This is a genomic window from Vreelandella salicampi (genome assembly GCF_013415105.1).
Classification (GTDB): Bacteria; Pseudomonadota; Gammaproteobacteria; order Pseudomonadales; family Halomonadaceae; genus Vreelandella; species Vreelandella salicampi.
In genome coordinates this window covers 60,208-85,822 of record NZ_JACCDF010000001.1, presented here as the reverse complement: position 1 = coordinate 85,822, position 25,615 = coordinate 60,208, and the positions used below count along the sequence as shown (strand labels likewise).

General features: G+C 54.1%; 30 protein-coding genes and 1 other RNA gene. 23 read left to right on the top strand and 8 right to left on the bottom strand.

Translation table 11 applies throughout. The features are described from left to right. Position 1: 1 nt before the first annotated feature. Both HZS81_RS00435 and HZS81_RS00430 read right to left on the bottom strand, forming a co-directional pair. Positions 2-550, bottom strand: a complete 549-nt coding sequence (locus HZS81_RS00435; RefSeq protein ID WP_179928588.1) for a KdsC family phosphatase — start codon at positions 548-550, stop codon at positions 2-4. A 33-nt stretch (positions 551-583) separates the two neighbouring features. Continuing rightward, positions 584-1,555, bottom strand: a complete 972-nt coding sequence (locus HZS81_RS00430) for a KpsF/GutQ family sugar-phosphate isomerase (protein WP_179928587.1) — start codon at positions 1,553-1,555, stop codon at positions 584-586. A gap of 216 nt (positions 1,556-1,771) precedes the next feature. Here HZS81_RS00430 and HZS81_RS00425 point away from each other — a divergent pair, with 216 nt between their 5' ends. The 9 genes from HZS81_RS00425 (at position 1,772) to hisD (ending at position 8,625) form a co-directional block, all read left to right on the top strand. Beyond that, the gene (locus HZS81_RS00425; RefSeq protein WP_179928586.1) at positions 1,772-2,593 is read left to right on the top strand and encodes an ABC transporter ATP-binding protein; all 822 of its coding nucleotides are present in this window, start codon (positions 1,772-1,774) and stop codon (positions 2,591-2,593) included. Beyond that, positions 2,594-3,394: a lipid asymmetry maintenance ABC transporter permease subunit MlaE gene (gene mlaE, locus HZS81_RS00420; protein WP_179928585.1), complete on the top strand. Its 801-nt coding sequence runs from the start codon at positions 2,594-2,596 to the stop codon at positions 3,392-3,394. A gap of 16 nt (positions 3,395-3,410) precedes the next feature. Beyond that, complete coding sequence (mlaD, locus tag HZS81_RS00415; protein WP_179928584.1) at positions 3,411-3,875, top strand: outer membrane lipid asymmetry maintenance protein MlaD; 465 nt, start codon at positions 3,411-3,413, stop codon at positions 3,873-3,875. Positions 3,876-3,995: 120 nt separating this feature from the next. Next, positions 3,996-4,598 carry an MlaC/ttg2D family ABC transporter substrate-binding protein gene (locus tag HZS81_RS00410; RefSeq protein ID WP_241697344.1) on the top strand — a complete coding sequence of 201 codons (603 nt, stop codon included), beginning with the start codon at positions 3,996-3,998 and terminating at the stop codon, positions 4,596-4,598. Continuing rightward, entirely contained in the window at positions 4,595-4,942 is a 348-nt protein-coding gene (locus HZS81_RS00405; RefSeq protein WP_179928582.1) for an STAS domain-containing protein, read from the top strand. Before HZS81_RS00410 ends, HZS81_RS00405 begins: the two co-directional genes overlap by 4 nt. 135 nt (positions 4,943-5,077) lie before the next feature. Beyond that, entirely contained in the window at positions 5,078-5,329 is a 252-nt protein-coding gene (locus HZS81_RS00400) for a BolA family protein (RefSeq protein WP_179928581.1), read from the top strand. An 11-nt stretch (positions 5,330-5,340) separates the two neighbouring features. Beyond that, entirely contained in the window at positions 5,341-6,603 is a 1,263-nt protein-coding gene (gene murA, locus HZS81_RS00395; RefSeq protein ID WP_179928580.1) for a UDP-N-acetylglucosamine 1-carboxyvinyltransferase, read from the top strand. A 27-nt stretch (positions 6,604-6,630) separates the two neighbouring features. Continuing rightward, complete coding sequence (gene hisG / locus HZS81_RS00390; protein ID WP_179928579.1) at positions 6,631-7,287, top strand: ATP phosphoribosyltransferase; 657 nt, start codon at positions 6,631-6,633, stop codon at positions 7,285-7,287. Positions 7,288-7,305: 18 nt separating this feature from the next. Beyond that, positions 7,306-8,625 carry a histidinol dehydrogenase gene (gene hisD, locus HZS81_RS00385; protein ID WP_179928578.1) on the top strand — a complete coding sequence of 440 codons (1,320 nt, stop codon included), beginning with the start codon at positions 7,306-7,308 and terminating at the stop codon, positions 8,623-8,625. 23 nt (positions 8,626-8,648) lie between these two features. Here the strand turns inward: hisD and HZS81_RS00380 are convergent, their stop codons facing one another. Further along, positions 8,649-9,884: a Do family serine endopeptidase gene (locus HZS81_RS00380; RefSeq protein WP_179928577.1), complete on the bottom strand. Its 1,236-nt coding sequence runs from the start codon at positions 9,882-9,884 to the stop codon at positions 8,649-8,651. Between the two features lie 141 nt (positions 9,885-10,025). Here HZS81_RS00380 and HZS81_RS00375 point away from each other — a divergent pair, with 141 nt between their 5' ends. Then, positions 10,026-10,784, top strand: coding sequence for a Nif3-like dinuclear metal center hexameric protein (locus tag HZS81_RS00375; protein WP_179928576.1), 759 nt, complete (start codon positions 10,026-10,028; stop codon positions 10,782-10,784). A gap of 43 nt (positions 10,785-10,827) precedes the next feature. On the opposite strand, the gene HZS81_RS00370 is transcribed toward HZS81_RS00375, so the two are convergent. Beyond that, on the bottom strand, positions 10,828-11,301 hold the full coding sequence (locus HZS81_RS00370; RefSeq protein ID WP_179928575.1) for a ZapG family protein: 474 nt from the start codon (positions 11,299-11,301) through the stop codon (positions 10,828-10,830). Positions 11,302-11,548: 247 nt separating this feature from the next. Here HZS81_RS00370 and zapE point away from each other — a divergent pair, with 247 nt between their 5' ends. From zapE to HZS81_RS00330, 8 genes are all read left to right on the top strand, one after another. Continuing rightward, positions 11,549-12,730, top strand: a complete 1,182-nt coding sequence (zapE, locus tag HZS81_RS00365; protein ID WP_241697326.1) for a cell division protein ZapE — start codon at positions 11,549-11,551, stop codon at positions 12,728-12,730. Positions 12,731-12,937: 207 nt separating this feature from the next. Further along, the gene (gene rplM / locus HZS81_RS00360) at positions 12,938-13,366 is read left to right on the top strand and encodes a 50S ribosomal protein L13 (protein ID WP_179928574.1); all 429 of its coding nucleotides are present in this window, start codon (positions 12,938-12,940) and stop codon (positions 13,364-13,366) included. Positions 13,367-13,379: 13 nt separating this feature from the next. After that, positions 13,380-13,769, top strand: a complete 390-nt coding sequence (gene rpsI / locus HZS81_RS00355; RefSeq protein WP_179928573.1) for a 30S ribosomal protein S9 — start codon at positions 13,380-13,382, stop codon at positions 13,767-13,769. A 209-nt stretch (positions 13,770-13,978) separates the two neighbouring features. Beyond that, complete coding sequence (gene petA, locus HZS81_RS00350) at positions 13,979-14,578, top strand: ubiquinol-cytochrome c reductase iron-sulfur subunit (protein ID WP_179928572.1); 600 nt, start codon at positions 13,979-13,981, stop codon at positions 14,576-14,578. Then, positions 14,578-15,837: a cytochrome b gene (locus HZS81_RS00345; RefSeq protein ID WP_179928571.1), complete on the top strand. Its 1,260-nt coding sequence runs from the start codon at positions 14,578-14,580 to the stop codon at positions 15,835-15,837. Before petA ends, HZS81_RS00345 begins: the two co-directional genes overlap by 1 nt. Continuing rightward, the gene (locus tag HZS81_RS00340) at positions 15,837-16,604 is read left to right on the top strand and encodes a cytochrome c1 (protein ID WP_179928570.1); all 768 of its coding nucleotides are present in this window, start codon (positions 15,837-15,839) and stop codon (positions 16,602-16,604) included. The genes HZS81_RS00345 and HZS81_RS00340 overlap by 1 nt, the downstream gene beginning before the upstream one ends. Before the next feature lie 141 nt (positions 16,605-16,745). After that, complete coding sequence (gene sspA, locus HZS81_RS00335) at positions 16,746-17,372, top strand: stringent starvation protein SspA (RefSeq protein WP_179928569.1); 627 nt, start codon at positions 16,746-16,748, stop codon at positions 17,370-17,372. A gap of 32 nt (positions 17,373-17,404) precedes the next feature. Beyond that, on the top strand, positions 17,405-17,950 hold the full coding sequence (locus HZS81_RS00330; RefSeq protein WP_179928568.1) for a ClpXP protease specificity-enhancing factor: 546 nt from the start codon (positions 17,405-17,407) through the stop codon (positions 17,948-17,950). Positions 17,951-18,071: 121 nt separating this feature from the next. Here HZS81_RS00330 and HZS81_RS00325 read toward each other — a convergent pair whose 3' ends face one another. The 4 genes from HZS81_RS00325 to HZS81_RS00310 form a co-directional block, all read right to left on the bottom strand. Then, positions 18,072-18,647, bottom strand: coding sequence for a BON domain-containing protein (locus HZS81_RS00325; RefSeq protein WP_179928567.1), 576 nt, complete (start codon positions 18,645-18,647; stop codon positions 18,072-18,074). 74 nt (positions 18,648-18,721) lie between these two features. Next, entirely contained in the window at positions 18,722-19,315 is a 594-nt protein-coding gene (locus HZS81_RS00320) for a phosphoheptose isomerase (protein WP_179928566.1), read from the bottom strand. 22 nt (positions 19,316-19,337) lie between these two features. Then, complete coding sequence (locus tag HZS81_RS00315; RefSeq protein ID WP_179928565.1) at positions 19,338-19,709, bottom strand: YraN family protein; 372 nt, start codon at positions 19,707-19,709, stop codon at positions 19,338-19,340. Continuing rightward, entirely contained in the window at positions 19,699-21,207 is a 1,509-nt protein-coding gene (locus tag HZS81_RS00310; RefSeq protein WP_179928564.1) for a penicillin-binding protein activator, read from the bottom strand. The genes HZS81_RS00315 and HZS81_RS00310 overlap by 11 nt, the downstream gene beginning before the upstream one ends. 56 nt (positions 21,208-21,263) lie before the next feature. Here HZS81_RS00310 and rsmI point away from each other — a divergent pair, with 56 nt between their 5' ends. The 5 genes from rsmI to HZS81_RS00285 all read left to right on the top strand — a co-directional run bounded on the left by rsmI (position 21,264) and on the right by HZS81_RS00285 (position 25,608). After that, positions 21,264-22,136 carry a 16S rRNA (cytidine(1402)-2'-O)-methyltransferase gene (gene rsmI, locus HZS81_RS00305; RefSeq protein ID WP_179928563.1) on the top strand — a complete coding sequence of 291 codons (873 nt, stop codon included), beginning with the start codon at positions 21,264-21,266 and terminating at the stop codon, positions 22,134-22,136. 32 nt (positions 22,137-22,168) lie between these two features. Next, positions 22,169-22,519, top strand: an RNA gene (gene rnpB / locus HZS81_RS00300) — RNase P RNA component class A. A gap of 90 nt (positions 22,520-22,609) precedes the next feature. Then, positions 22,610-23,566, top strand: a complete 957-nt coding sequence (rsmH, locus tag HZS81_RS00295) for a 16S rRNA (cytosine(1402)-N(4))-methyltransferase RsmH (RefSeq protein ID WP_179928562.1) — start codon at positions 22,610-22,612, stop codon at positions 23,564-23,566. A 3-nt stretch (positions 23,567-23,569) separates the two neighbouring features. Next, positions 23,570-23,905, top strand: coding sequence for a cell division protein FtsL (gene ftsL / locus HZS81_RS00290; RefSeq protein WP_179928561.1), 336 nt, complete (start codon positions 23,570-23,572; stop codon positions 23,903-23,905). Next, positions 23,902-25,608: a penicillin-binding transpeptidase domain-containing protein gene (locus HZS81_RS00285; RefSeq protein ID WP_179928560.1), complete on the top strand. Its 1,707-nt coding sequence runs from the start codon at positions 23,902-23,904 to the stop codon at positions 25,606-25,608. Before ftsL ends, HZS81_RS00285 begins: the two co-directional genes overlap by 4 nt. Positions 25,609-25,615 lie beyond the last annotated feature (7 nt).

Genomic DNA, 25,615 nt, shown 5'->3' with positions numbered 1-25,615 from the left:
ATTACGCAGACGGTAGGCCGTGTAAATAGGTATCCACTACCGCTCCCCAGTGTCCCTGAGCATCAAGCAGCGTATCGCAGATTTCACGCACCGCACCGTGACCGCCCAAACGCTCGGTTACCCAATCCGCATGCTTGTGCATGTAGTCCGGAGCATTAGGCACGGTGATGCCGACGCCGGCCCGCTTGATCGCGGCCAAATCGGGTAAATCGTCGCCGCAGTAAGCGGTTTGATCTAACTCGAGGCTCAGCCGCTGGCAGAGGCTACGCAGCGTGGCAAGCTTATCTTCGCAGCCTTGGTAAACGTGCGAGATGCCGAGTGCCGCCGCCCGTTGGCTTACCATGGGGGAGTCTCGCCCAGTAATGATGGCGACGTGAAGGCCAGCACGCTTGAGCAGTTTTAGCCCGTGGCCATCTTGGGTGTGGAACGCTTTGATTTCGATACCGTCGGCCTGAAAGTAGAGGCGGCCATCGGTTAAAACACCGTCAACGTCCAGGGCAAGTAAGCGCACGCGGCGCAGCTGATCAATAAGCGGGACAGGTAGGGCCATACAGACTCCAGTTAAAAGTGACATCAAGGGCGATTAAATAACGCCACTGACGAGTAAATCGTGCATATGGAGGGCGCCGATGGGGCGCTGCTGGTCATCCACAACGGCAAGCGCTGTGATTTTACTCTCTTCCATCAAGTGTACGGCTTCTGCCGCCAGAACGTTGGCCGCAATGCGCTTGCCGGGGCGTGTCATCACCTCATCGACGCAGAGAGTGCGTAGGTCGTGGTGTTGATCCAGCGTGCGACGCAAATCACCATCGGTGTATACACCAGCTAGGCGTCCTTGATCATCAGTGACACAAGTAAAGCCTAGCCCTTTGCGAGTGATTTCTAACAGTGCATCGCGTAGCGGGCTGCCAAGCGAGACTTGGGGCAAGCGTTCACCCGTGTGCATGACGTCTTTTACTCGTAGCAGCAAGCGTTTGCCCAGCGTGCCGCCCGGGTGGGAAAGGGCGAAATCTTCAGCTGTAAAGCCCCGCGCTTCCAAAAGTGCTACCGCAAGCGCGTCACCTAGTGCCAGCGCTGCGGTCGTCGAGCTGGTGGGGGCGAGATCCAGCGGGCATGCTTCTCGCTCAACGCCGCTGTCTAAATGCGCCTCTGCATGGCGTGCAAGGGTTGAGTGCATGCGCCCAGTCATGCTGATAAGCGGCACACCCAAGCGCTTTAGTAAGGGCAGAAGGGCGTTGACTTCCGCCGTTTCCCCCGAATTCGACAAGGCAAGCACCACATCGCTGCGCGTAATCATGCCCAAATCGCCGTGACTGGCTTCACCGGGGTGAACGAAAAATGCTGGGGTGCCCGTACTTGCCAGTGTGGCGGCAATTTTTCCTGCGATGTGGCCGGATTTTCCCATGCCCGTCACCACAACACGCCCATGGCAGGCGAGGATCAGCTCACAGGCACAGTCAAACTGAGTGTCGAGTTTGGCCTGTAAACCCCCGATGGCGGCTTGCTCAATTTGTAAAGTGCGCAGCGCGCTCTCGCGTAGTGGACTAGTCGACATGGTGGTATAAGCCAAGTGGATAAAGGGCATGGTAAAATATTACATGATAATTGCCGCCACTTAAGACAACAATTGTTTTGAGAAGCGATTGTTTTGGCAGCGTCATGCAGAGTTAGGATACAATGTTCGATAATCTTTTTGAACGCTGTTAACACGGTAGATGCATAGCGTTTGCCCCGAAACAGCGCCACGCGCCTGGAACGAGTGTTTTTTGCTATGACGGATGCTGGCTTTATTGAAATTGAAAATGTTCACTTTTCCCGCGGAGATACTGACATATTCCGCGGCGTCAGTTTATCTATCCCGCGCGGCAAAGTAACGGCGATCATGGGCCCTAGTGGCACGGGTAAAACCACGCTTTTGAAGTTGATTGGCGGGCAATTAGCGCCCGATAGCGGCCGCGTCATTATTGACGGCCAAGATGTGCATCAGCTTTCACGCAAAGCGCTTTTTAGGCTGCGTAAAAGGATGGGGATGTTGTTTCAAAGTGGAGCACTGTTCTCGGATTTAGATGTTTTTGAGAACGTGGCGTTTCCCATCCGCGTGCACACCGACCTACCCGATGCCATGGTGCGCGATATCGTGCTGTTGAAGTTGCAAGCGGTCGGGTTGCGCGGTGCCCGCCATTTGATGACATCGGAACTCTCCGGCGGGATGGCGCGCCGTGTCGCACTGGCTCGCGCGGTGGCGCTCGACCCGGAACTGATACTCTACGATGAGCCGTTTGTGGGCCAAGACCCCATCTCGATGGGAGTGTTGGTGCAACTGATCAAGCGTTTGAACCAAGCGCTTTCGTTGACGTCAGTAGTGGTATCACACGACATTAAAGAGACGCTGAGTATCGCTGACTACTTGTACTTAATCGCCGACGGCGAGGTAGTGGCTCACGGTACACCACAAAGCTTGGATGTTCATGACGACCCGCGCGTTAGTCAGTTTATGCACGGCGAGCCGGATGGTCCCGTTCCTTTTCACTACCCAGCGAAATCGCTTTATGACGATATTCTCAGTGAAGACGCAACCATAAGGGTCGGCTAAATGCCTGAACATGTTTCACAATCGCTCGCGCGAATTACCCGCCTAGGCCGTAGATGCTGTGATGTATTGGAGGCACTCGGTCGCGCTGGCCTGTTTCTTGTGCAATCGGCTTTTAGCATGCCTTCGCGCGAAGGTTTTAGACTATGGCTGCGTCAGATGCATTTTGTGGGGGTGCTGTCGCTAGCGATTGTGCTGGTGTCAGGGCTTTTCATCGGTATGGTGCTGGCGCTGCAGGGGTACACCATTTTAGTCGACTTTGGCGCTGAACAAGCCTTGGGCCAAATGGTGGCGCTCTCGCTTTTGCGCGAGCTAGCACCGGTCGTGGCGGCGCTGTTGTTTGCTGGGCGGGCTGGGTCAGCGCTAACAGCAGAAATTGGCCTGATGAAAGCGACCGAGCAGCTCACCAGTATGGAAATGATCGGCGTTGACCCGCTACGGCGAGTGGTAGCGCCGCGGCTGTGGGCTGGTTTCATCTCATTACCCATTTTAACCGTGGGCTTTAGCGTGGTGGGCATCTGGGGTGGCTATCTTGTCGGCGTTGAGTGGCTAGGGGTCTTTGAAGGCTCCTACTGGAGCAATATGCAAGCGAACGTGACGTTCATAGACGATATTGGCAACGGCATCATCAAAAGCTTGGTCTTTGCTGTCGTCGTCACCTGGATCGCGGTGTTTCAAGGTTACGATCTGGTGCCTACCTCGGAAGGCATTTCGCGTGCTACGACACGTACCGTGGTTTACTCGTCGCTGGCCGTGCTGGGCCTAGATTTTGTTTTAACCGCCGTCATGTTCGGCGGCCTCTAAATGCTGGAGCAGATGCATGAAACGCAGTAAAACCATGGAATTTGGCGTGGGGCTCTTTATGCTGGCAGGCATCGTAGGGCTCGTTTTCTTGGGCTTGCGTGTTAGCGGGCTAAGCCTTTCTGCCCCGACGGAGACGTTTCGTCTAGAGGCTAATTTCGCCAATATTGGCGGACTAAAGCCGCGCGCGCGGGTCACAATGGCGGGCGTCACCGTCGGGCGAGTAGAAGCGGTTGAGCTGGATACCGAGTGGTACGACGCCCGCGTTGTGATGAGCCTGGACAGTGAGCTGGAAGGGCAGCTTTCGCGCGATACCACGGCCGCCATACTAACCGCTGGGTTGCTCGGCGAGCAGTACGTCGGGTTAAGCGTGGGCGGTGATCCCGAGGTGTTAGAAAACGGCGATAGCATTCGCGATACGCAGTCCGCCTTGGTGTTAGAAGAGCTGATCCAACAGTTTGTATCCACGATGGCTAAAGGTTGAGTCAAGACGACGTAATGAATTAAGCATCGGCGCCTTAAATAGAGTGAGGAAACTATGAATACGTTAAAAATTAAAAGGTTAAGTATAGTGCGTGGTGTGGTTGCCTTCTGTGCTGCGTTAATGTTGGCATTGCCGCTCACGCTGCACGCCCAAGAAAAAGGACCAGTGGAGGTTGTGCGCGATAACATCGAGTCCTTTGTGTCGAAGTTAGAAGAGCGTGAGTCGTATTATCAAGAGAACATCGATGAGCTAAAAGCCGAGGTGGATGAGAGTCTTGAATCCGTCGCAGATTTTCGCTACATCGGCGCCAGCGTCATGGGTAGCTACTTTCGCAATGCAACGCCAGAGCAACGCAGCCGTTTTGTCGAAGTGTTTCGTCAAACGCTAATTGATACCTATACCCAGGGGCTTGTGACGTTTGACTACGACGAAATTCGCGTTCTTGAGAACCAAAGTGAGCAGCGTTTCGAAGACCAGGCCAGCGTCGATATGGAAATAGTAGCCACCAATGGCGAAGTTTTTCCGGTGAGTTATACGTTGCGCCTTTCCGATGGCCAGTGGCGCGTGGTTAACGTTATCGTGAACGGCATCAACTTAGGCTTAACCTTCCGCAACCAGTTTGACCAAGCGATGCACGATAATAACCGTGACTATGATGCTGTCATTCAGGGGTGGTCACCGGATGTTGGCGTTGAGGAACTTGAACAAGGAGGCGGCGCGTGAGCGCGTTGTTCTCAGAGCAAGACGTAAGGCTTGACCAGCAAGAGGGTACGTTGAGCGTCAGCGGCGACGTGGGGACCAATGTCGCTGCTGCCTTAGCCGCAGCGGGAGGCAAATGGATAGCCGAAACCTCACTTAGTGCGCTGCATATAAACTTTGATGGCGTTGAGAAGGCCAGTAGTGCGGCAATCAGTGTGCTTTTGCAGTGGTTGCGTATGTGTCAGCAACGCCACATCGCTATCCTCTCGGTGTCACTATCTGTTCCTCTTCAACGCTTGGCGCATCTGGCAGAGCTGGATGCATTGTTGCAAGACCCCACACGTGAAATGGCTACTTCGGCAACATAACAGTTTTTTTGCCGGTGATGGTCTCTTGGCCGTGCTTGTTTTGTCGGGTGTGTTGCAACGCATCGCCAAAGCCGCGGCTTTTCTTTATCATTGGCCCCACTTTCCCCGACGTTTTTCATAGGAGTTTTTCTACTCATGCAACCCAGTGAGGTAAAAGCACTACTTGAGTCGCGCCTTGACGGATGCCATTTCCACATCCAGGGCGAAGGCTGTAATTTTCAAGTGGTAGCGGTCGGTGAGGCGTTTGAAGGGCTGTCGCCCGTTAAGCGTCAGCAGCTTGTCTACGCAGCATTAAGCGATGAGATCGCTTCAGGCGCGCTTCATGCGATTAGCATCAAAACCTACACGCCGGCGCAGTGGGAAAATGCGCCAGAAAACGCCCAATAAAGGCGGGCTGTATGGATAAATTACTGATTACAGGCAATGGGGTGGTAGACGGCGAAGTATGGGCCAGCGGCGCAAAAAATGCCGCATTGCCTATCCTCTGTTCCAGCCTGTTGGCCGACGGCCCCGTGGTGATCGGCAACCTGCCGCACCTGCAGGATATAACCACCACGCTTGAGTTGCTCGGACGTATGGGCGTGGAGCCCGTGATGGGCGAAAAAATGAGCATTCAGCTCGATGGCTCCCAGGTCACACACTGCCACGCGCCTTATGAACTCGTAAAAAAAATGCGTGCTTCCATCTTGGTGCTGGGCCCACTGCTGGCCCACTTTGGTCATGCAGATGTGTCGCTCCCCGGCGGCTGCGCGATAGGTTCGCGCCCGGTCGATTTGCACATTCGTGGCCTTGAGGCGATGGGCGCGGAAATTCGCGTTGAAAGCGGCTATATTCGCGCACGGGTCGATGGTCGTCTAAAAGGCGCGACGATCTTTTTCGATACCGTGACGGTGACGGGCACTGAAAACTTGCTGATGGCCGCAACGCTGGCTGAAGGTAAAACGGTGCTGGAGAACGCTGCACGCGAACCCGAAATCGTCGATTTGGCCGAGTGCTTAATCAAAATGGGCGCGCGGATTGAGGGGCATGGCACCGATACTATCGTGATTGAAGGCGTCGAGCGCCTGCACGGCTGCGAGCACGACGTGATGCCTGATCGTATCGAAACCGGGACGTTTTTGGTCGCTGCCGCGATGACGGGTGGCCGGGTCAAAGTGACGCGGACCCGGGCGGATATTCTTGAAGCCGTGTTGGCCAAGCTTGAGAGCGCCGGTGCCAGCATTGCCACGGGTGATGATTGGATCGCACTGGATATGCAAGGCAAGCGTCCCAGGGCTGTCAATATCCGTACAGCGCCATATCCGGCGTTTCCAACGGATATGCAAGCACAGTTTGTGGCGATGAACGCGGTGGCCGAAGGGAGTTCACGGGTCGTAGAGACGATCTTTGAAAATCGCTTTATGCACGTGCAAGAGCTCAACCGCATGGGCGCCAATATTGTCTTAGAAGGCAATACGGCCCTGATCACAGGGGTTGAAAAACTCTCAGGTGCGCCGGTGATGGCAACCGACTTGCGCGCCTCTGCATCGCTTGTGATCGCCGCGATGATGGCCGAAGGGGAAACTCTGGTTGACCGCATTTATCACATTGATCGTGGCTATGAGTGCATCGAAGAGAAGCTACAGCAGCTAGGGGCGCGTATTCGCCGTATTCCGGGCTAAGCCACGCACTAACCATTGGCAATGACGATGAGTAAGCAACTGATTTTGGCGCTCTCTAAAGGGCGCATTTTGCAAGAGACACTTCCCTTATTGGCCGATGCGGGTATCTCGCCAGCAGAAGACTTGGGCAAAAGCCGTAAGCTTTTGTTTGATACCAACCTGCCCAATGTGAAGCTGGTGGTTATTCGGGCGACCGACGTGCCTACATACGTACAGCTCGGCGCTGCCGACTTGGGTGTCGCGGGTAAAGACGTGTTGCTTGAACATGGCGCCGAGAACCTTTACGAGCCGCTAGATTTAGACATTGCACGTTGCAAGCTAATGACTGCAGGGACAGCTGGTGAAGCGCCTGGCCGTGCTCGGCGTCGTGTGGCGACCAAGTTCATTAACGTGGCGCGGCGCTATTACGCTGAGCAGGGGATTCAAGCGGAAGTGATTAAGCTCTATGGTGCGATGGAACTGGCGCCAATAATGAACCTTGCCGATGAAATCGTCGATATTGTTGATACCGGTAATACCTTGCGTGCCAATGGCATGGAGCCGCGCGAGCTGATCGCGCCGATCAGCACCCGGTTGGTCGTGAATAAAGCGTCAATGACGATGAAACATGCGCAAATTAAACCGCTTATCGAGCGCTTAAGCGAGGCGGTTAAAAAGCGCCAAAATCAACCGGTCAGTCCCTAACATCGAGGAGTGGTAGCGATGAGTGCGACGGTAGCAGCACAGACGGTGGCGCGGCTTTCTACCCGTGATGCTGATTTTTCGCAGCGTTTGGATACGTTGCTCGATTGGGATGGCGTGTCGGATCAAGCGGTTCAACAACGCGTGGACGACATACTGACTCAAGTTAAGCAGCGTGGCGATGCGGCGGTGGTGGAGACAACGAATCGCTTTGACCGCCTGTCGGTCAGCTCGATGAGCGAGCTTAAGCTGACCCCCGAGCAGCTCAAGCGGTCTTTTGACTCTCTTCCTGCGGCACAGCGGGTGGCGTTATCCGCTGCAGCAGAGCGTATCCGTAGCTACCACGAGCGGCAAAAGCCCGAATCTTGGCAGTACACGGAAGCCGATGGCACGGTGCTAGGGCAGAAGGTCAGTCCGATAGACCGGGCAGGGATTTATGTTCCGGGTGGCAAGGCAGCTTACCCCTCCTCGGTACTGATGAACGCGATTCCGGCGCACGTGGCAGGCGTCAACGAGATCGTGATGGTGGTGCCGACCCCCGATGGTGTGCTGAATGACATGGTGCTCGCGGCGGCTCACTTAGCAGGCGTGGACTACGTTTTCACCATTGGTGGGGCTCAAGCAATCGCCGCGCTTGCGTATGGCACTGAAACAGTCCCGCGCGTGGATAAAATTGTGGGGCCGGGTAATATATACGTGGCCACCGCCAAGCGTGCGGTATTTGGTCAAGTTGGCATTGATATGATTGCTGGACCATCGGAAATTTTGGTGGTGAGCGATGGGCTAACAGACCCTGATTGGCTTGCCATGGATCTCTTCTCCCAGGCGGAGCACGATGAGGATGCCCAGGCGATCCTGGTCAGTTGGGATGCCGAACACCTGCAGGCGGTAGAGGCCTCAATCGAGCGTTTGCTGCCTACGCTTGAACGTGAAGAGATCGTTCGCGCCTCATTGCGTCGGCGTGGTGCACTGATAGCGTGCCAGGATAAGCAAGAGGCCATCACGCTTATCAACCGCATTGCCCCTGAGCATTTGGAACTCTCTGTTGCTGAGCCGCAAGACTGGTTAGAGGGAGTGCGTCACGCCGGCGCGATCTTCATGGGGCGTTACACAGCTGAAGCCCTTGGCGACTACTGTGCTGGGCCCAATCACGTGCTACCGACCTCCGGCACCGCACGTTTTTCATCACCGCTTGGGGTCTACGACTTCCAGAAGCGCTCGTCCATTATCCACTGCTCAGCAGAGGGCGCATCATCGCTGGGTGGAATAGCCTCGGAGCTCGCCCGAGGTGAGTCGCTAACCGCGCACGCGCGCTCAGCAGAATACCGTATTCGCCGTTGAAGACATCTAACATGCCGGGTTTCTTAAGGGGTGTCAGATAGACGGCGAGGCGTGGGGGGCGCTGGTACGGGACGCTCCCCAACTTCGAGCATAACTTCCATAATCTCACCGCCGCGTACAACCGTCAGCGGTAGTTTTGTGCCGGGTTCGATATCGGCGATGTCGCTCATCGTAGCGCGAGCATCGAGTACAGGTTGGTCGTCGACAGCGAGCAGTACATCGCCGGGCTGCAGTCCCGCGCGGGCAGCAGGGCCGCCTTGGATAACCCCCGCGATAATGACGCCTTGTGGTGTGCGTAGTCCAAACGAGGTCGCCAACTCCCGCGATAAAGCCTGAGCTTCTATGCCCAGCCATCCGCGTATGACCCTTCCTTTAGTGACCAGCTCATTCAGAATGTTATGCGCAAGATTGGCCGGAATCGCGAATCCAATCCCTTGAGAGCCACCTGAGCGAGAAAATATCGCCGTGTTGATGCCCACTAGGGCGCCATCTGAGTTGACGAGGGCGCCACCCGAGTTACCTGGATTAATAGCTGCATCGGTCTGGATGAAATCCTCGTAGGCGTTCAAACCTAAGTGACTGCGCCCAGTGGCACTAATAATACCCATAGTGACCGTCTGGCCCACACCAAAGGGGTTGCCAATGGCGAGTGAGACATCGCCTATGGCAACATCGGCTGAATCGGTTAGTGCGATAACGGGAAGATCGTCTAGAGGAATATGAAGGACGGCCAAGTCGCTTTCCGGATCGGTGCCGATGACTTTGGCAAGGGTTTCGCGTCCGTCACGCAGTGCGACCTGTATTTCATCAGCGCCGTTAATGACATGATGATTGGTTAAAACGTAGCCATTTTCACTCACGATGACGCCGGAGCCGAGACTTGAAAGCATTCGTTGTTGCCGTGTGGCATCGTCACCATCAAAAAACTGTTGGAAAAAGGGGTCCGACATTAAGGGGTGTTGATCACGCTCGACAATGCGCGATGAATAAATATTAACGACGGCCGGTGCGGCGCGGTTAACCGCGTCAGCGTAACTCGTCGGTCCTTCGTTGCGTGTTAAGGGGGGCGCTTGTTGAACGTCCGGCTTGGGCCGCTGGTTTTCTGATTCTGTTTCAGATGAGGTGACAAGCGCGGTTTCATCGGGTGTAGAGGATGACGATTCGAAGGGGATTGAGTCAGGAAATACCGCAAGAAACAGTGCTGCGAGCAATATGCCGGAAATAATGGGCCATATGTAAGGCAGCACGAAGCGTTGCATGGGCGTTCCTTAGTTCGCAGTCTGTTAGGCGATGCTGTTTGCGTTGAAAAGCGCGCGTTGGAAGTGGGTGATGATAACATTCCTTACGGATATTCCGCAGGTGTGGCTATTGGTTAATCAAACGCATTGAAGGAGAGCAAAATGGTGGAGCGGGATGTGCTAGTGGCTGCGTGTGAGCACAAACTAAGCGCCAGCCGTTTTAAAGACTTTACCCTGAATGGGCTTCAGGTCGAAGGGCGAGGGCGTATTCAGCGAGTTCTCACCGGCGTGACAGCGTGCCAGGCGCTTTTGGATGAAGCCGTCGCATGGGAGGCCGATGCCATTGTCGTGCATCATGGTTACTTTTGGAAAAATGAACCCATTGCACTAACGGGGATGAAGCAGCGACGGATCAAAACCCTGCTTAGCCACGATATGAATTTGTTGGCGTATCATCTGCCGCTCGATGCCCACCCAGAGCTTGGCAACAATGCACAGTTAGCCAAGCGGATGGGATGGCAGTTTGAGCGCTGCCTGGATGGTGCATTAGGCGAAGGGCTTTTGTGGTTGGGTAATACCGCGCCAGCCTCGCTCTCGGCTTTATCGCAACGCGTTGCGCATGAGCTAAAACGGGAGCCTTTGGTCATTGAGGCTGCGGGTACCGGTGATATCGAACGCGTGGCGTGGTGCACCGGCGGGGCGCAGGATATGATTACCCAAGCTTATGAAGGGGGCGCGCAATTTTTTCTCTCAGGCGAGATATCAGAGCGCACCACCCACCTAGCGCGCGAAATGGGCATCCACTATATGGCCGCGGGTCACCATGCGACTGAACGTTATGGCGTACAGGCGTTAGGCGAGTGGTTGGCCGCAGAGTTTGGCATTGAGCACCGTTTTGTGGATATTGATAACCCTGCGTGACGGGAGGTGAGTTTTTGCACGTTATGAATTCGTCGACGTAGGGCTAGTAGCGTGGCGGCTGTGGCGGTGTGTCAGTTTCTTTTAGGCCAAAGTCTTCTGATAAAGTGCCGCTTTGGCCATCTGCGTAGTCGCGGGGTGCGCCAGTAGCGGCAGACGAGTTAGTGGTAGACGGTGCAGTGGCACTTTCTTCGCTTGCTTGTGTGGTGCTCAAGCCGCTTAGGTCGAGATGAGGTAGTGTGTCATTGCCCAAATTCCAGTGCTGCGCTTCTTGATTGAGTTGCTTTTCAAGCTCGCTCGCTTCATCACGAATGGTGTCGAGACGTTGCTGAAAGTCGAGCAGATGTGAACCCATACGGCTTTTAAGCTCGGCCACTTGGCGCTCGCTTTCCAGGAACTTTTGCTGCATGGCAACGACATTATGCTGACTTTTGCTGGCAAAGCGGTAACCAACCGCGCCGACAACAATACCTAAAACAGCGCCAATAAAGGCAAACATCAGCTCAGTACTTACTTCCACATTTATCTCCCTAGCACCTGGTGTGTGCTCTATCGTAGTGACTTTTGCTCAATGATTTTGTCTCAATGACTTTGTCTCAGTAACATCTCGACTACAGTAATGCGTTTTGCGGCTATTATAGGCGTCTTTCAGGCGTTTGGGTCAATCCGTCCATGTGCTTTGTGTGTCTTCGGCGTATAATCTCGCGCCATTGGATATTGAGGCGCTGATAAAATCGGCTCAAAACGCGCTGCAGGAGATTAATGCTATGCCATCCACCTCTGGCCATGGAGACACTGTGACACGTCCGCCCACCCCCATGGAGCGCTATCGCGCAGACCTTGAAAGAGATGACTTTCAATACGATGCCGCGCAACAAAAGGCCGTCGAACACCTGCAGCGGCTGTATGACAATCTCATTAGTGCGCCCACCACCAAGCCGAAAAGTGTTATAGCTAAGAAAGGTATAAAAGCAAAGATGGCGGGATTAATGGGGAAATCCACGCCAGGGCACTCGCAACCTGCTATGCCCAGGGTTCAAGGGCTCTATTTTTGGGGGGGAGTGGGTAGAGGTAAAACGTATCTCGTTGACACCTTCTACGAAGCGCTGCCATTTGCCGATAAGATGCGTACGCACTTTCACCGGTTCATGCAGCGTGTACATAATGAGTTGAATCATTACAAAGGCGAAAAAGACCCCCTTAAGCTGATTGCGGAAAAGTTTGCAGTAGAGGCGCGCGTTATTTGCTTTGACGAATTTTTTGTCAAAGACATCACCGATGCGATGATTTTGGCCAACTTACTAGAAGCGCTTTTCGAGCATGGTGTTGTCTTGGTTGCTACCTCCAATATTGTGCCGGACGACCTCTATAAAGAGGGGCTGCAGCGCGCGCGTTTTATCCCGGCGATTGAGCTTCTCAACCGTCACTGTGAGGTCGTAAATGTTGACTCAGGGATTGACTACCGCTTACGCGTTCTTGAGCGAGCCGAGATTTTTCACACCCCGCTTGATGCTGAGGCGGAAACCGAGCTACTGCGGAGTTTTCGTGAAATATCCGGCCATGAAGGGGAGCTTGATGCGCCGCTGGAGGTAAATCACCGTGTGCTGCATACGCGCAGAGTGCATGATGATATCGTCTGGTTCGAGTTTCGAGAGCTATGTGATGGGCCGCGTAGCCAGAATGACTATATTGAGTTGGCGCGCGAATTTCACACCGTGCTGGTTTCCAATGTCACGCAAATGGACGCGAAAAAAGACGACCAAGCCCGGCGCTTTATCAATATGGTGGATGAGTTTTATGATCGCGGCGTCAAACTTCTGATGTCCGCAGAAGTGCCCATCGCGTCGCTTTATACTGACGGTAAACTCAACTTTGAGTTTCAGCGGACGCTGTCGCGCTTGCAAGAGATGCAGTCGCACGACTATCTCGCGCTGGCCCATAAGCCATAAGGCGATAGGTTCGATTTGGCAGTTCACGCCACAAATGCGAAAAAGCCTTTAACTGAGCGCTTCTCTTACTGTAGAATGCCGCCTCGCTCAACGTTGCTTTCTGATTTTGGCAAGCAACCAAGAAAAATAGGGATGGTGCTAAGCTTTTGCGTTTTTAGATGGAAAGCTGATGACACCCAACACACTTAAATCTGGTGAATTTCATTCATGAAGACGTTCAGTGCTAAGCCGCAGTCCGTCCAGCGCGACTGGTATGTCGTCGACGCGACGGATAAAACGCTCGGTCGTCTAGCTACCGAGATTGCTCGCCGCCTACGTGGCAAGCATAAGCCCGAATTTACTCCTCACGTTGATACCGGCGATTATATCGTCGTCATCAATGCTGAGAAAGTCCAAGTGACTGGCAACAAAGCCAAGGCGAAGACTTACTACCGTCACACCGGTTATCCGGGTGGCCTGCGCTCAATGACGTTCGATAAAATGATCGATCACGCGCCTGAGCGCATTATTGAGTCTGCCGTTAAAGGTATGCTGCCGAAAGGCCCTCTGGGTCGCGCTATGTACACCAAGCTGAAAGTCTATGCTGGTGCCGAGCATCCGCATGCTGCTCAACAGCCGCTTGAACTGAACATCTGAGGAAATCTTCGCCATGACACAGCAGTATTACGGTACCGGGCGCCGCAAAACTTCTACCGCCCGCGTTTTCCTTAAGCCGGGTTCCGGCAAGATCACTGTCAATAACCGCGAGCTGGATCAATTCTTTGGTCGCGTTACTGGCCGCATGGTAGTTCGTCAGCCTCTCGAGTTGACTGACACCCTTAACCAGTTCGACGTCTATGTGACTGTTGCTGGTGGTGGCGGTTCAGCACAAGCCGGTGCTATCCGTCACGGTATTACTCGCGCACTGATGGACTATAATGAAGACTTGCGCCCGGTGCTGCGCGAAGCGGGTTACGTTACCCGTGACGCTCGCCAAGTAGAGCGTAAGAAAGTCGGTCTGCGTAAAGCACGCCGTCGTCCGCAGTTCTCTAAGCGTTAATTTTAGCGCAATGCGGCAAAACGCCCGGGTCACTGGCCTGGGCGTTTTTTTGTTTAAATATCAGTAAATTGCGCTTTTTCTTCCACCTTGGTCAAGGGCGGTTGTTCTTGTGCAGAGCGCTTAGTTTTTTTACCATAGAGCGCATTTGGTATTTGTCGCCGCAATATGCCTTTGTGGCGGTACGAGTAAGCTGATGGGAGAAACCAGAAATGGCAGATAACGGCGTAAACAAAGGTCGGCGCCGTTTCCTCGTAGGTGCCACCTCCGTAGTGGGTGCGGTGGGTGCAGTCGGGGTTGCGGTTCCCTTTGTGGCTTCTTGGCAGCCTAGTGCCAAGGCAAGAGCGGCGGGTGCCCCCGTCCAGGCGGATGTGTCCAAGTTAGAACCCGGTCAGCGAATGACGGTGGAGTGGCGTGGGCGTCCTGTGTGGATTATCAATCGCACGCCCGAAATGATTGAGCGTACGGAATCAATAGATACCGCGCGTTTGGCTGACCCGAATTCTGATGTACCCCAGCAGCCTAGCTATGTGACCAACATGCTGCGTTCTATCAAGCAAGATATTGGCGTCTTGATTGGTATTTGTACGCACTTGGGCTGCTCTCCGCTTTATCGCCCCGAGCCTGATGCAGAAGGGGTAGGCGTGGATAACTGGCCGGGGGGCTTTTTCTGCCCTTGTCACGGTTCTCGGTTTGATTTGGCTGGGCGCGTATTTACCAATGTGCCTGCACCAACCAACCTTGAAGTGCCGCCGTATCGCTTTGAAAGCGACGATATTATTATCGTTGGCGAAGATGAGGAGACTGCCTGATGGGTAATCCAAATAAAGCCAAAGCTGAAAGCGGCATCATGCGGTGGGTTGATGATCGTTTTCCCGCTACGCAGATGTGGCAAGAGCATCTATCGAAGTACTACGCCCCGAAGAACTTTAATTTCTGGTATTTCTTTGGCTCGTTAGCTCTACTCATGCTGGTTAATCAAATTTTAACCGGCGTATGGCTGACCATGAGCTATAATCCCTCGGCAGAAGGTGCCTTTGCTTCTGTTGAATATATTATGCGCGATGTGGAGTGGGGCTGGTTAATCCGCTACATGCACACTACTGGCGCCTCTGCCTTTTTCCTCGTTGTATACCTGCATATGTTTCGTGGTCTGCTTTATGGCTCGTATAAAGCGCCGCGAGAGCTGGTATGGATCTTTGGTATGACGATTTATCTGGCGCTGATGGCAGAAGCCTTTATGGGGTATCTGTTGCCATGGGGGCAGATGTCCTACTGGGGCGCTCAAGTCATTATTTCGCTGTTTTCTGCTATTCCGGGCATCGGTCCTGACCTTGCGCAGTGGATACGGGGTGATTTTCTGATTTCCGGTATTACGCTCAACCGCTTCTTTGCGCTCCACGTTGTTGCGGTGCCTATCGTCATTTTGGCATTGGTGGTGCTACACATTATTGCGCTGCACGAAGTTGGGTCTAACAACCCGGACGGCATTGATATCAAGAAGAAAAAGGATGAAACCGGCAAGCCGCTTGATGGTATCCCGTTCCACCCTTATTACACCGTGAAAGATATTGTCGGTGTGGCGGTTTTCCTGTTTGTCTTCTGTGTGGTGGTCTTCTACTTCCCTGAAGGTGGTGGCTATTTCATTGAAAAGCCCAATTTTGAGCCCGCGAACCCACTGCAGACGCCAGACCATATTGCGCCGGTTTGGTACTTCACTCCGTTCTACGCCATCTTGCGTGCGATTACGTTCTCTATCTTTGGCCTCGATGCTAAGTTCCTGGGCGTTATCTTTATGGGCGGTGCGATTGCCGTACTGTTTGTTCTGCCGTGGCTTGATCGTAGTCCGGTGCGCTCTATGCGCTATAAGGGCTGGATATCAAAACTGATGCTTCTGTTGTTTGCTATCAGTTTTATCATCCTCGGGATATTGGGTGTGCTGCCGTCAACCGGTGGTCGTACCATCCTGGCTCAAGTATGTACAGCCATTTACTTCGCTTTCTTCCTGCTTATGCCGATTTATACCAAGCTGGAGAAGACTAAACCCGTTCCGGAAAGGGTGACTGGCTAATGAAAAAACAACTATTTGCACTGCTATTTGCGCTGCTCCCAGTAACGGCAATAGCCGCTGGTGGTGCCAGCCTGCCGTATTCCATGGAGCCAGACTTGGCAGACAAGGAATCTTTGCAAAACGGCATGCAGATCTATACGAACTACTGCATGGGGTGTCACTCACTTGAGTATCAGCGTTTCTCCCGTGCGGCAGAAGATCTGGGTATGCCGCAAGATCTTGTTGAAGAGAATCTGATTTTTTCGCCGGATCTTGGGTTTAACGACCAAATGCACATCGCCATGAATAGCGGCGATGCAGAAGGTTGGTTTGGTGCGCCGCCGCCCGATTTGTCGCTTGAAGCCCGTCTACGCGGCACAGACTGGATCTACTCTTATCTGTTGAGTTTTTATAAAGATCCGAGCACTACGACAGGTGTCAACAATGCGGTGTTTCCTTTGGTGGCCATGCCTAACGTCTTAGAGCCTTTGCAAGGCGTTCAAGAGAAGGTTTGCGCCCAGACAGACCGGCACGTTGAAGGGTCTGAACTTGATCCGCTAACGGGCAAGTATCAATCCTGCGAAGTGTTGCAAGTCACACAGCCAGGCAAGCTAGAGCCGGAAGAGTTTGAAGAGGCCGTTTATGACCTGACCAACTTCTTGGCTTATGTGGGTGAGCCATCTAAGCTCCAAGCGCAAGCGCTTGCGCCGAAGGTGCTGATTTTTATCTTCATTTTCGGTGTGATTGCTTACTTGCTGAAGCGTGAGTTCTGGCGCGATATTCACTAAAAGAGTGTGGCGCGTAGCAAGGGGCGTGCGGCATGTGCCGCGCGCCCTTTGTGTTACTAGCGGTAATACATCCGTCTGTTTTACCCTGTAAAGATAATTGCGTGTTATGATCTCAAGTTGGTTTGATGCGAGGATGATTTCATGGGTGTAGTGGCCAAACGGTCGTCGATGATCTTTTATTCAGGTAATGATGATCACTTTAGCCATCGGGTACGTATTGTGTTGGCTGAAAAAGGTGTTGCAGTAGAAATTGTCGATGTAAATGAAGAGCAGCCTCCGGAAGAACTAGCGGACTTAAATCCCTACAATAGCGTGCCGACGCTACTGGATCGTGATTTGGTGCTCTACGAATCTAAGGTAATGATGGAGTACCTAGACGAGCGTTTCCCACATCCGCCGCTTTTGCCGGTATACCCCGTCGCGCGTGCGCAAAGTCGCCTATGGATGCATCGTATTGAGCGCGAATGGTGCCCAAAGGTTGAGCAGATTCGTACCGGGGGCAAAAAAGAGGCGGATAAGGCACGTAAAGAGCTACGCGAAAGCTTAGTGGGTATTTCGCCGATTTTTGAAGATATGCCTTTCTTCATGAGCGACGAATTCACGCTGGTTGATTGCTGTTTAGCTCCCATTTTGTGGCGCCTGCCGGAGCTCAATATTGAGCTGCCAGAAAAGCAAGTGCAGCCACTGATGAGTTATATGGCGCGTGTTTTCGAACGTGAGGCATTTAAAGCCTCGCTTAACGAGCACGAAAAAGAGATGCGTGCATAATTTACTGATGTAAGCGATAGGAGGGGAACCCGATGCGTTCCAGTCGCCCCTATCTGGCGAGAGCACTTTATGAATGGCTGGTCGATAACGAGTTGACGCCTTATCTGGTAGTCGATGCCACCCAGCCGGACGTGGAAGTGCCTAAACAATTTGTGCAAAACGGCCAGATTGTTCTTAACGTGGCCCCTACGGCGGTGCGCGATCTTTTTATGGAGAATCAGGCTATAGGCTTTAACGCACGTTTTGGCGGTCAGCCTATGCAGGTGATGATTCCGATAACTGCGTTAATTGCTATCTACGCGCGCGAGAATGGTGCTGGCATGGTCTTTGGTCATGAGCCAGAACTTGATTCACCGGAAGAAGAGCAGACTGAGTCCGAGAGCCAGAGTGGTGTGTCCGGTAAGCCGGAGCTTTCGGTTGCGGAACCTGCCGAGCAAACTAGTGACGATGAAGGTACGGGAAAAGATAGCGAGAGCGCAGATAAAAATTCTTCGTCTGCTTCGTCTTCCAAGACAACGTCTTCTAAGTCCGGCTCTTCGAGCAAGAAGAAAAAGCCTACGCTGCGGGTGATTAAATAAAGTACCCGTCGCAACCTGCGATTAGTGCTTAAACCAGCAACGCCTCGACATATGTCGAGGCGTTGCTGGTTGAGAGACAATCTTATTTAATGAACGACAAGATATCGTCTCTTATGGCGTGCTAGTCTAGGTATTCAAAGACTTTAACAATTCGCTGTACGCCTCTTACGTTTGATGCGGCGGCTACAATACGGTCTGCTTCGCCACGCGAGACAATGCCCATGAGGTAAACGCTTGCGTTTTCGGTTGTCACTTTTAGTTTAGACGAGTCGATGCGGTCATTTGTGGCTAATTGGCTGACCACGTTGGTGGTTAGCCAGCTATCGGTCAAACGCTGGCCTGCAGGTAAGCGAGCAGCGATTGTTAGCTCGTTATGAACTTCTTCAACGCCGCGGATATCACGGGCGACGTTGCCTGCCATCTCACGAAGTTCTTCGCTCGGGACTTGTCCCACTAATAAAACGACGCCGTTGTAGCTGTGGGGGCGGATGCGTGCATCGTCAAGGCGGCCATCGGTGCGTGCTAGGGCTTTATCGACCTCCTGTTCAATGACTGAATCGACCGCTTCTACATCGCTGCTGCGGTTGCCGTAGTTAGAGGGGTTTGACGCAGTATGAGTCGCGCATCCACTAAGAATTAGCATCCCGCAAAGCAAGGTAATTATTAACCAGCGTGATGAAAAAAAAGCAAAGGGCATAGGAAGCTCCTTAAAATTTTGAAGTATCACGTTTTTTAGCAGTGCAATACGTGATGGTGGGGTAGCCAGCCATATTAGACGGCGCCACCAAAGAGTTGTTCATCAATTAAATCACATAAGCAGTGAATCACTAATAGGTGTACTTCTTGGATGCGTGCAGTCGACGTAGCAGGTACGCGGATTTCACAGTCATCTTGCCCCAACAGCGATGCCATATCGCCACCGTCACGCCCGGTTAACGCGACAACGGTCATTTCTCTATCGTGCGCGGCTTGTATCGCCTGGACAATATTAGCTGAATTGCCGCTGGTGGAGATGGCGAGCAAAACATCGCCCGGCTGCCCAAGCGCACGAATTTGCTTGGAAAATACCTCGTTATACGTGTAGTCGTTGGCAATCGACGTGAGTGTCGAAGTGTCTGTTGTAAGTGCCAGCGCGGGAAGGCTTGGGCGTTCGCGCTCAAACCGGTTCAGCAGCTCAGAGGAGAAGTGTTGACTGTCGCCCGCGCTTCCGCCGTTGCCGCAGGCAAGAATTTTGCCCTCAGTGACCAAGCTCTGCACCATCATTTGGCTGGCGACTTCAATGAAAGGTGGCAGCACTTCACTGGCATACGTTTTAGTGTCAATGCTGGCGTTAAAGTGACCAAGTATTCGCGACTGAAAATCCATCTAAAGGTCCTGATTGCTGGCGTCAAAATGCATCGAAGGCGGCTTTTACCCACTCGAAAGTTAAATCAGGCGGCGAGCCAACGACGCTTAGGATATCAAAGCGGCACGGGCAGTAAAGTTGCCGTTTAGCGAGATAAACCCGTGCAGCATGTACTAGGCGACGCTGTTTTTGTGCCGTCACGGCTTCGAGCGGATGGCCATACTGAGTGGTAACACGATGCTTGACCTCGACAAACACCAGGGTGTCGCCATCTTGCATGACCAAATCAAGCTCACCGCCTTTTGCGTACTGATTGCGACCTAAAAGCGTTAGCCCGCGCAGCTGCAGCCACTCGGCTGCTTGCTGTTCCATCGCTGTTCCGCGGGCCCGGGCCGTTTGTGCACTATTCCTCATCAGGTGTCGATAGCCCCGGAATAAGAATTGGCGCCGGGATTCCATTTTGGAATTTAGCCCAAGGCAATTCACGGTAGACGCGACCGTCTGCGGTTAAGTAAAGCCGGCCGGTTGCGCCACTAAGGCTTTCTGCACCAGTTAATACTGTCAAATTGGTTGCGATTTCGAAGGCGTCTACCCCCATGGCCATTAGGCTGAACATGGAAGCATCGCTCTCTTCGCGCAGTGTTCGGTACGTGGAGTAAAAGGGTAGGACTTCTTCACCACCTACGGCCGCGTCCGGAATCTGCCAGGGGATATCCATAAACATCACGTCGTCGAGGTCTTGATCCAAGCGCGGCTGGCGCTGCCCGTCGTGTAGATGAGACGTGGCATAAATAGGTAAATTCGGCGCGTAGTAGTAGTCGAGGGTAGGGGGGACTTGGCGTGCATAGTCAGGAACGGCGAGAAGAAAGAGCGCGTCAATATTATTCAGTTGAGCGCGCTCACCGCGGACATTGAGTGCGGTCTTAACTGAATTGGAAACCGAGCTCTCGGGGTTGTAGCGCACCGCGTTAGTAACGTCTCCGCCTTGCGCGCTCCACTCGTTCCAGAAAGCTTCGCCAACCCGGCGGCCCCAGTCATTATTGGGTACCATGATCACCATTTGCCGGTGTCCATCTTGCCACGCGCGCTGTGCCGCTTGGCGGGCTTCGTCTTCGGCGGAAAGGCCAAACTGAAATAGCCGCGTCGCTTGATTATTTCGACTTTTACCGTAATTGAGCGCCAAGGTGGGTAGCGGCACACTTTGGCGCTGTTCAAGCGATGTCACTTGATTTTTGTCGAGTGGCCCGATGACGACTTGAGCCCCCATTTGCTCGGCGCGCTGGTAAAGCGCGTCGAGTCCGTGTTGAGAGGCATCGATAAAATGTAGCTGTACATCGCTATTTTGCACGTCGTGATGCTGGCGCATCGCAGTGGCAATCGCTGAGGCGACATTGTCCAGCGGCCCGGATTCGGGTAAATACACCGCAATACGCTCTACATCTGTGCTGAATTCGGGTAATGCAAAGCGCTCAGGGTCAAGTTGGTCAAGCGCATCCTGCGCCCAGCGTCTGCGCTCTTGCAGGGTTTGCTGCTGCTCAGCCGACATGCCTAATTCTTGATCGAGCACTGTGGTGGCTTTCAAAACAGCGCGAGGCTCATCAAGTGCGCGAGCAAGCCCGGAGTAGAGTAGCGCCCAGCGCACGCGGTCGGATTCGGACAATTTCTGTGGATCCAATTCATCCGCTGTGGCAAAGGCTTTATCGCGCTGCCCTTGTCGAGCGTAGATGTTAGCGGCTTCTAGGCGGGTTTGTGCTGCTTGGTCTGGTGCTTGTTCTTGCGCCTGGCTAAGTAGGCGATTCGGGTCCTGATCCGGGACGCGGTCAACCACGCTAGGTGGCTGTTGAAGAGCGCAGCCCGACATAAAAAGGGCAGTAAGCGTCAGGGTGAGTAAGCCACGATATAGCGGTTTCATGTATCCTTCCTTAGTTGCCATTGGCGCTGCCATTTTTTCGTTTACCAGGAGTTTAGATGACACACGGCCATCTGGGCACATTGCATCCAGGAACATTGTACGTGGTTGCTACGCCGATTGGGAATTTGCAGGACCTCTCGCCCCGCGCTGCCCAAACGCTGGGTAGTGTAGCGCGAATTGCTGCGGAAGATACGCGCCACAGTGGACGGCTTCTGACGCATTTAGGGCTCAATGTGCCGATGCTGTCACTGCATGACCATAATGAGTCCCATCGTATAGAGCAGGTCGACCGCTATCTCGTGGCAGGCGAAGATATCGCTTTGATTAGCGATGCCGGCACGCCGTTAATTAGCGACCCCGGCTTTGTGCTCGTGAGAGCGTTGCGCGAGCGGGGGCGCCGCATCGTACCTGTACCTGGCCCGTCAGCGCTGATTACAGCGCTATCAGGGGCAGGACTTCCCACCGACCGGTTTACCTTTGCAGGTTTTTTGCCTGCTAAGCCCGCGGCGCGAAAACAAGCGCTTGAGCAGTGGTTGGCGCACGAAGCCACGCTGGTGTTTTACGAATCGCCACACCGCATTGTGCATACGCTGACGGCGCTCAGTGAGGTGATGGGGGCGCGCGACGTAGTGCTCGCTCGCGAGCTAACCAAAACATTCGAAACCTTTTTGAGCGGCACCCCTGGCGCGCTGTTGGCTCAATTAGAAGAAGACCCCAATCAAGCCCGGGGCGAGTTTGTGGTGATGGTTCAAGGCGCGCCGCCCAATGTCGAGCAAACCCAGCAGGCTTTTTCAGAAGATACGTTATTAAATGCGCTGTTAGCGGAGGGTGTTGGCGTGAAACAAAGTGCTGCCGTGTCGGCCCGCGTGTTCGGCGGACGAAAGCAAACGTGGTATGCCCGACTACAAGCAATGAAAAGTGAGGATTGAGGCCAAGCGGGGGCGCTGGTATGCTTGCCGCCGGAGTTGGCCAGACAGTCGCCGCTGCCTTTACGGGCAGGGGAGGAAAGTCCGGGCTCCATAGGGCAGAGTGCCAGGTAACGCCTGGGCGGTGTGAGCCGACGGAAAGTGCAGCAGAGAGTAGACCGCCTACGCCTTTCGAGGCCGGTAAGGGTGAAAGGGTGCGGTAAGAGCGCACCGCGCGCCTGGCAACAGTGCGTGGCAAGGTAAACCCCACTCGGAGCAAGACCAAATAGGGACCCAATGGCGTGGCCCGCGCTGGGTCCGGGTAGGTTGCTTGAGCGCTGGGGTAACGCAGCGCCTAGAGGAATGACTGTCCACGACAGAACCCGGCTTATCGGCCGACTCCCCAATCAAACAAAGAGCGACTTAGCGCGCTCTCCTGACAATGCCATGCACCTCCCAAGCCTAAGGGTTAGGTCATCGTTCTGTGTGAGAGCTACATGCCATCATCAGAGGCTGAAAAAGCCGTTAATCGCTTCCGTCATACCAGTGTGTTGCTTGACGGTGCTGTCGATACGCTCGTGCATCAGCCCGATGGCGTCTATTTTGATGGCACTTTTGGGCGTGGCGGGCATTCCCGGGTTATTTTATCGCGTTTAAATGAGGCGGGTCGTTTGATCGCGCTAGACCGCGACCCCCAGGCAGTCGCGGCGGCGGCAGAGATCAATGATTCACGCTTTACCATGGTGCAGCGCGATTTTGCGCGCTTAGCCGACGTGGCCCGTGAGCAAAACGTCCACGGCGAACTCGCCGGGATTTTGCTCGATGTGGGGGTGTCCTCGCCGCAGCTTGATGACCCGGAGCGCGGTTTTAGCTTTATGCGCAATGGCCCACTTGATATGCGCATGGATCCTACACAAGGCGAAAGTGCGGCAGAATTCCTTGCCCGTGCCAGTGAAGCCGATATTGCCCACGTGTTCAAAACCTACGGCGAAGAGCGCTTTGGCAAACGCCTCGCGCGTGCCGTCGTAAATCGGCGTCGAGAGCAGCCCTTTACCCACACCGTTGATCTTGCCGAGGTGCTCAAAACCGCCCACCCGGCATGGGAAAAGGGGCGCCACCCAGCGACCAAAGCGTTTCAAGGTTTGCGTATTTACTTAAATGGCGAGCTAGAGCAGCTAGACGCCGCACTTGATGCCGCCCTTGAAGCGCTTGCTCCCGGTGGTCATTTGGTGGTGATCAGCTTCCACTCGCTGGAAGATCGGCGGGTGAAGCGTTTTATTCGTCATCACGTGCGTGGATACACTCATTTACCACGTGGTGTGCCTATTCGCGACGATCAACTCAACCGTCGCTTAGAGGCGCTGGGGAAAGGCCAGCGCCCCTCTGAGGTAGAAGTGGCGGAAAACCCACGTGCGCGTAGCGCGGTCATGCGTGCAGCGCGTAAGCGGGCGTAAATAATGGCTAGGGTTAATGTTCAGCAGTGGGCGGCATCAATGCGAGCCGAGTGGCCATTTCGCTTACGCTGGCGGTTTTGGCCCATTTTTAATGCGCTATTGTTTTTGGCTTGCCTCGGCAGCGGTCTTGCCGTGGTTCTTACCACGCATCAAACGCGCGTTGCGTTTGCTGAGCTTCAGCGCTTAGAACAGGAAAAAAATCAGCTGCACACCGAGTGGGGGCAATTGTTGCTTGAAGAAGGTGCATGGTCGACCCCGGCTCGGGTGGAGAGAATTGCGACCGAACGGTTGAATATGCGCATTCCTAATGTCCATGACGTTGAGGTGATTCGCCCGTGAGTCGCCAAGCCCGAGGTGTCTCCTCGCGTGCCGCCCCCATCGCACCGCCGCTTGCCGGCGGACGCTTTCTGTTAGTGTTATGCGCCATCGTCGTGGTCGCCGCTGTGCTCATTGGGCGTATTACGCTGCTCCAAGTCATTGATCGTCCCTTTCTTCAAAGCCAAGGCGACGCCCGTACACTGCGCCATGAAACCATTCCCGCACACCGCGGCATGATCACTGATCGCAACGGTGAGCCGTTGGCAATTTCAACGCCGGTGGTGACGCTATGGGCAAACCCACAAGAGTTAACCGAAGACCCGGTGCGGCGAGTCGTGCTGGCGCAGGCCCTAGGCATGAATCTGCTTGATTTCGAGGCTCGCTTGGCGCGCTTTAGCGAGCACGAGTTTATGTACTTGCGCCGGCATATGACCCCCCAAGCCGCCCAACGTATTTTAGATTTACGCACTCCCGGGGTGTACGCTCAGCAGGAGTACAAGCGCTATTATCCTGCCGGTGAGGTCGCCGCTCAGCTTCTGGGAGTGACCAATGTGGATGACGTAGGGCAAGAGGGCTTAGAGCTTGCTTATCAGTCTTACTTGGCTGGCCACCCTGGGCAGCGGCGTGTTCTTAAGGATCGTCGTGGCCGTTTGATCCGTGAACTCGGCGTGGTGGAAGAGGCAGAGCCCGGCGGAAAGCTTACCCTTGCCATTGACCAGCGCCTTCAGTACATGGCGTACCGCGAGCTACGCGCGGCGGTCGCAGAGCATCGCGCGGACGGCGGTGTGGTGGTAATGATGGACGCGCGCAATGGCGAAGTGTTGGCGATGGCGAATTTGCCCTCCTATAACCCCAACAACCGTGCAGGTCTTGACCCACGGGGGCTGCGCAATCAAGCAGTAGTGGATGTGTTTGAGCCAGGGTCAGTGGTAAAACCGCTGGCCATGGCGGCTGTATTGGAAAGCAACCAGTTTGACCTCACTACCGTCGTGGACACCTCTCCCGGTTGGATGCGCTTGGATGAGTTCACCATTCACGACATAAGTAACTATGGCAAACTGGATTTAGCCGGGGTTTTAGAGAAATCTTCAAATATTGGAATGTCGAAACTGGCGTTAGCGCTTGACGATATGGCGATTTGGGAGAAATACAATCAACTGGGATTTGGACATAACCCAGGAACAGGTTTTCCCGGTGAGTCGGCAGGGAGTTTGCCCGCGCCAGTTCATTGGTCGCGCAGCGAGAAAGCCTCGCTATCGTATGGCTACGGGTTATCCGCCTCAGCGCTACAGCTAGCGAGTGCGTATACGGCGATTGCCAACGACGGCGTTAGGCTACCGCCTTCCTTGTTGCGGTTAACGCAAGCGCCTGAAGGTATCCCCTCTATTGAGCCTGATGTGGCGAACGATTTGTTGCATATATTGGAAACATCAATTGGTCCTGACTCAGGCGGGCGACGTGCGCGAGTGGAAGGCTACCGTGTAGGGGGTAAAACCGGCACAGCGCGTAAAACGGGTGTGTCGGGGTATACCGATAACGCCTACCGAAGCGTATTTGCGGGTGTGGCCCCCATTTCTGACCCGCGCATTGTTACCATTGTTATGATTGATCACCCCAAAGCCGGTGAAATTTACGGGGGGGCTGTGGCCGCCCCGGTTTTTTCAAGTGTCACTGGCAACGCGCTGCGGCTGTTGGATGTACCGCCGGATCATGAGGCGCCCTAGGTTGGAA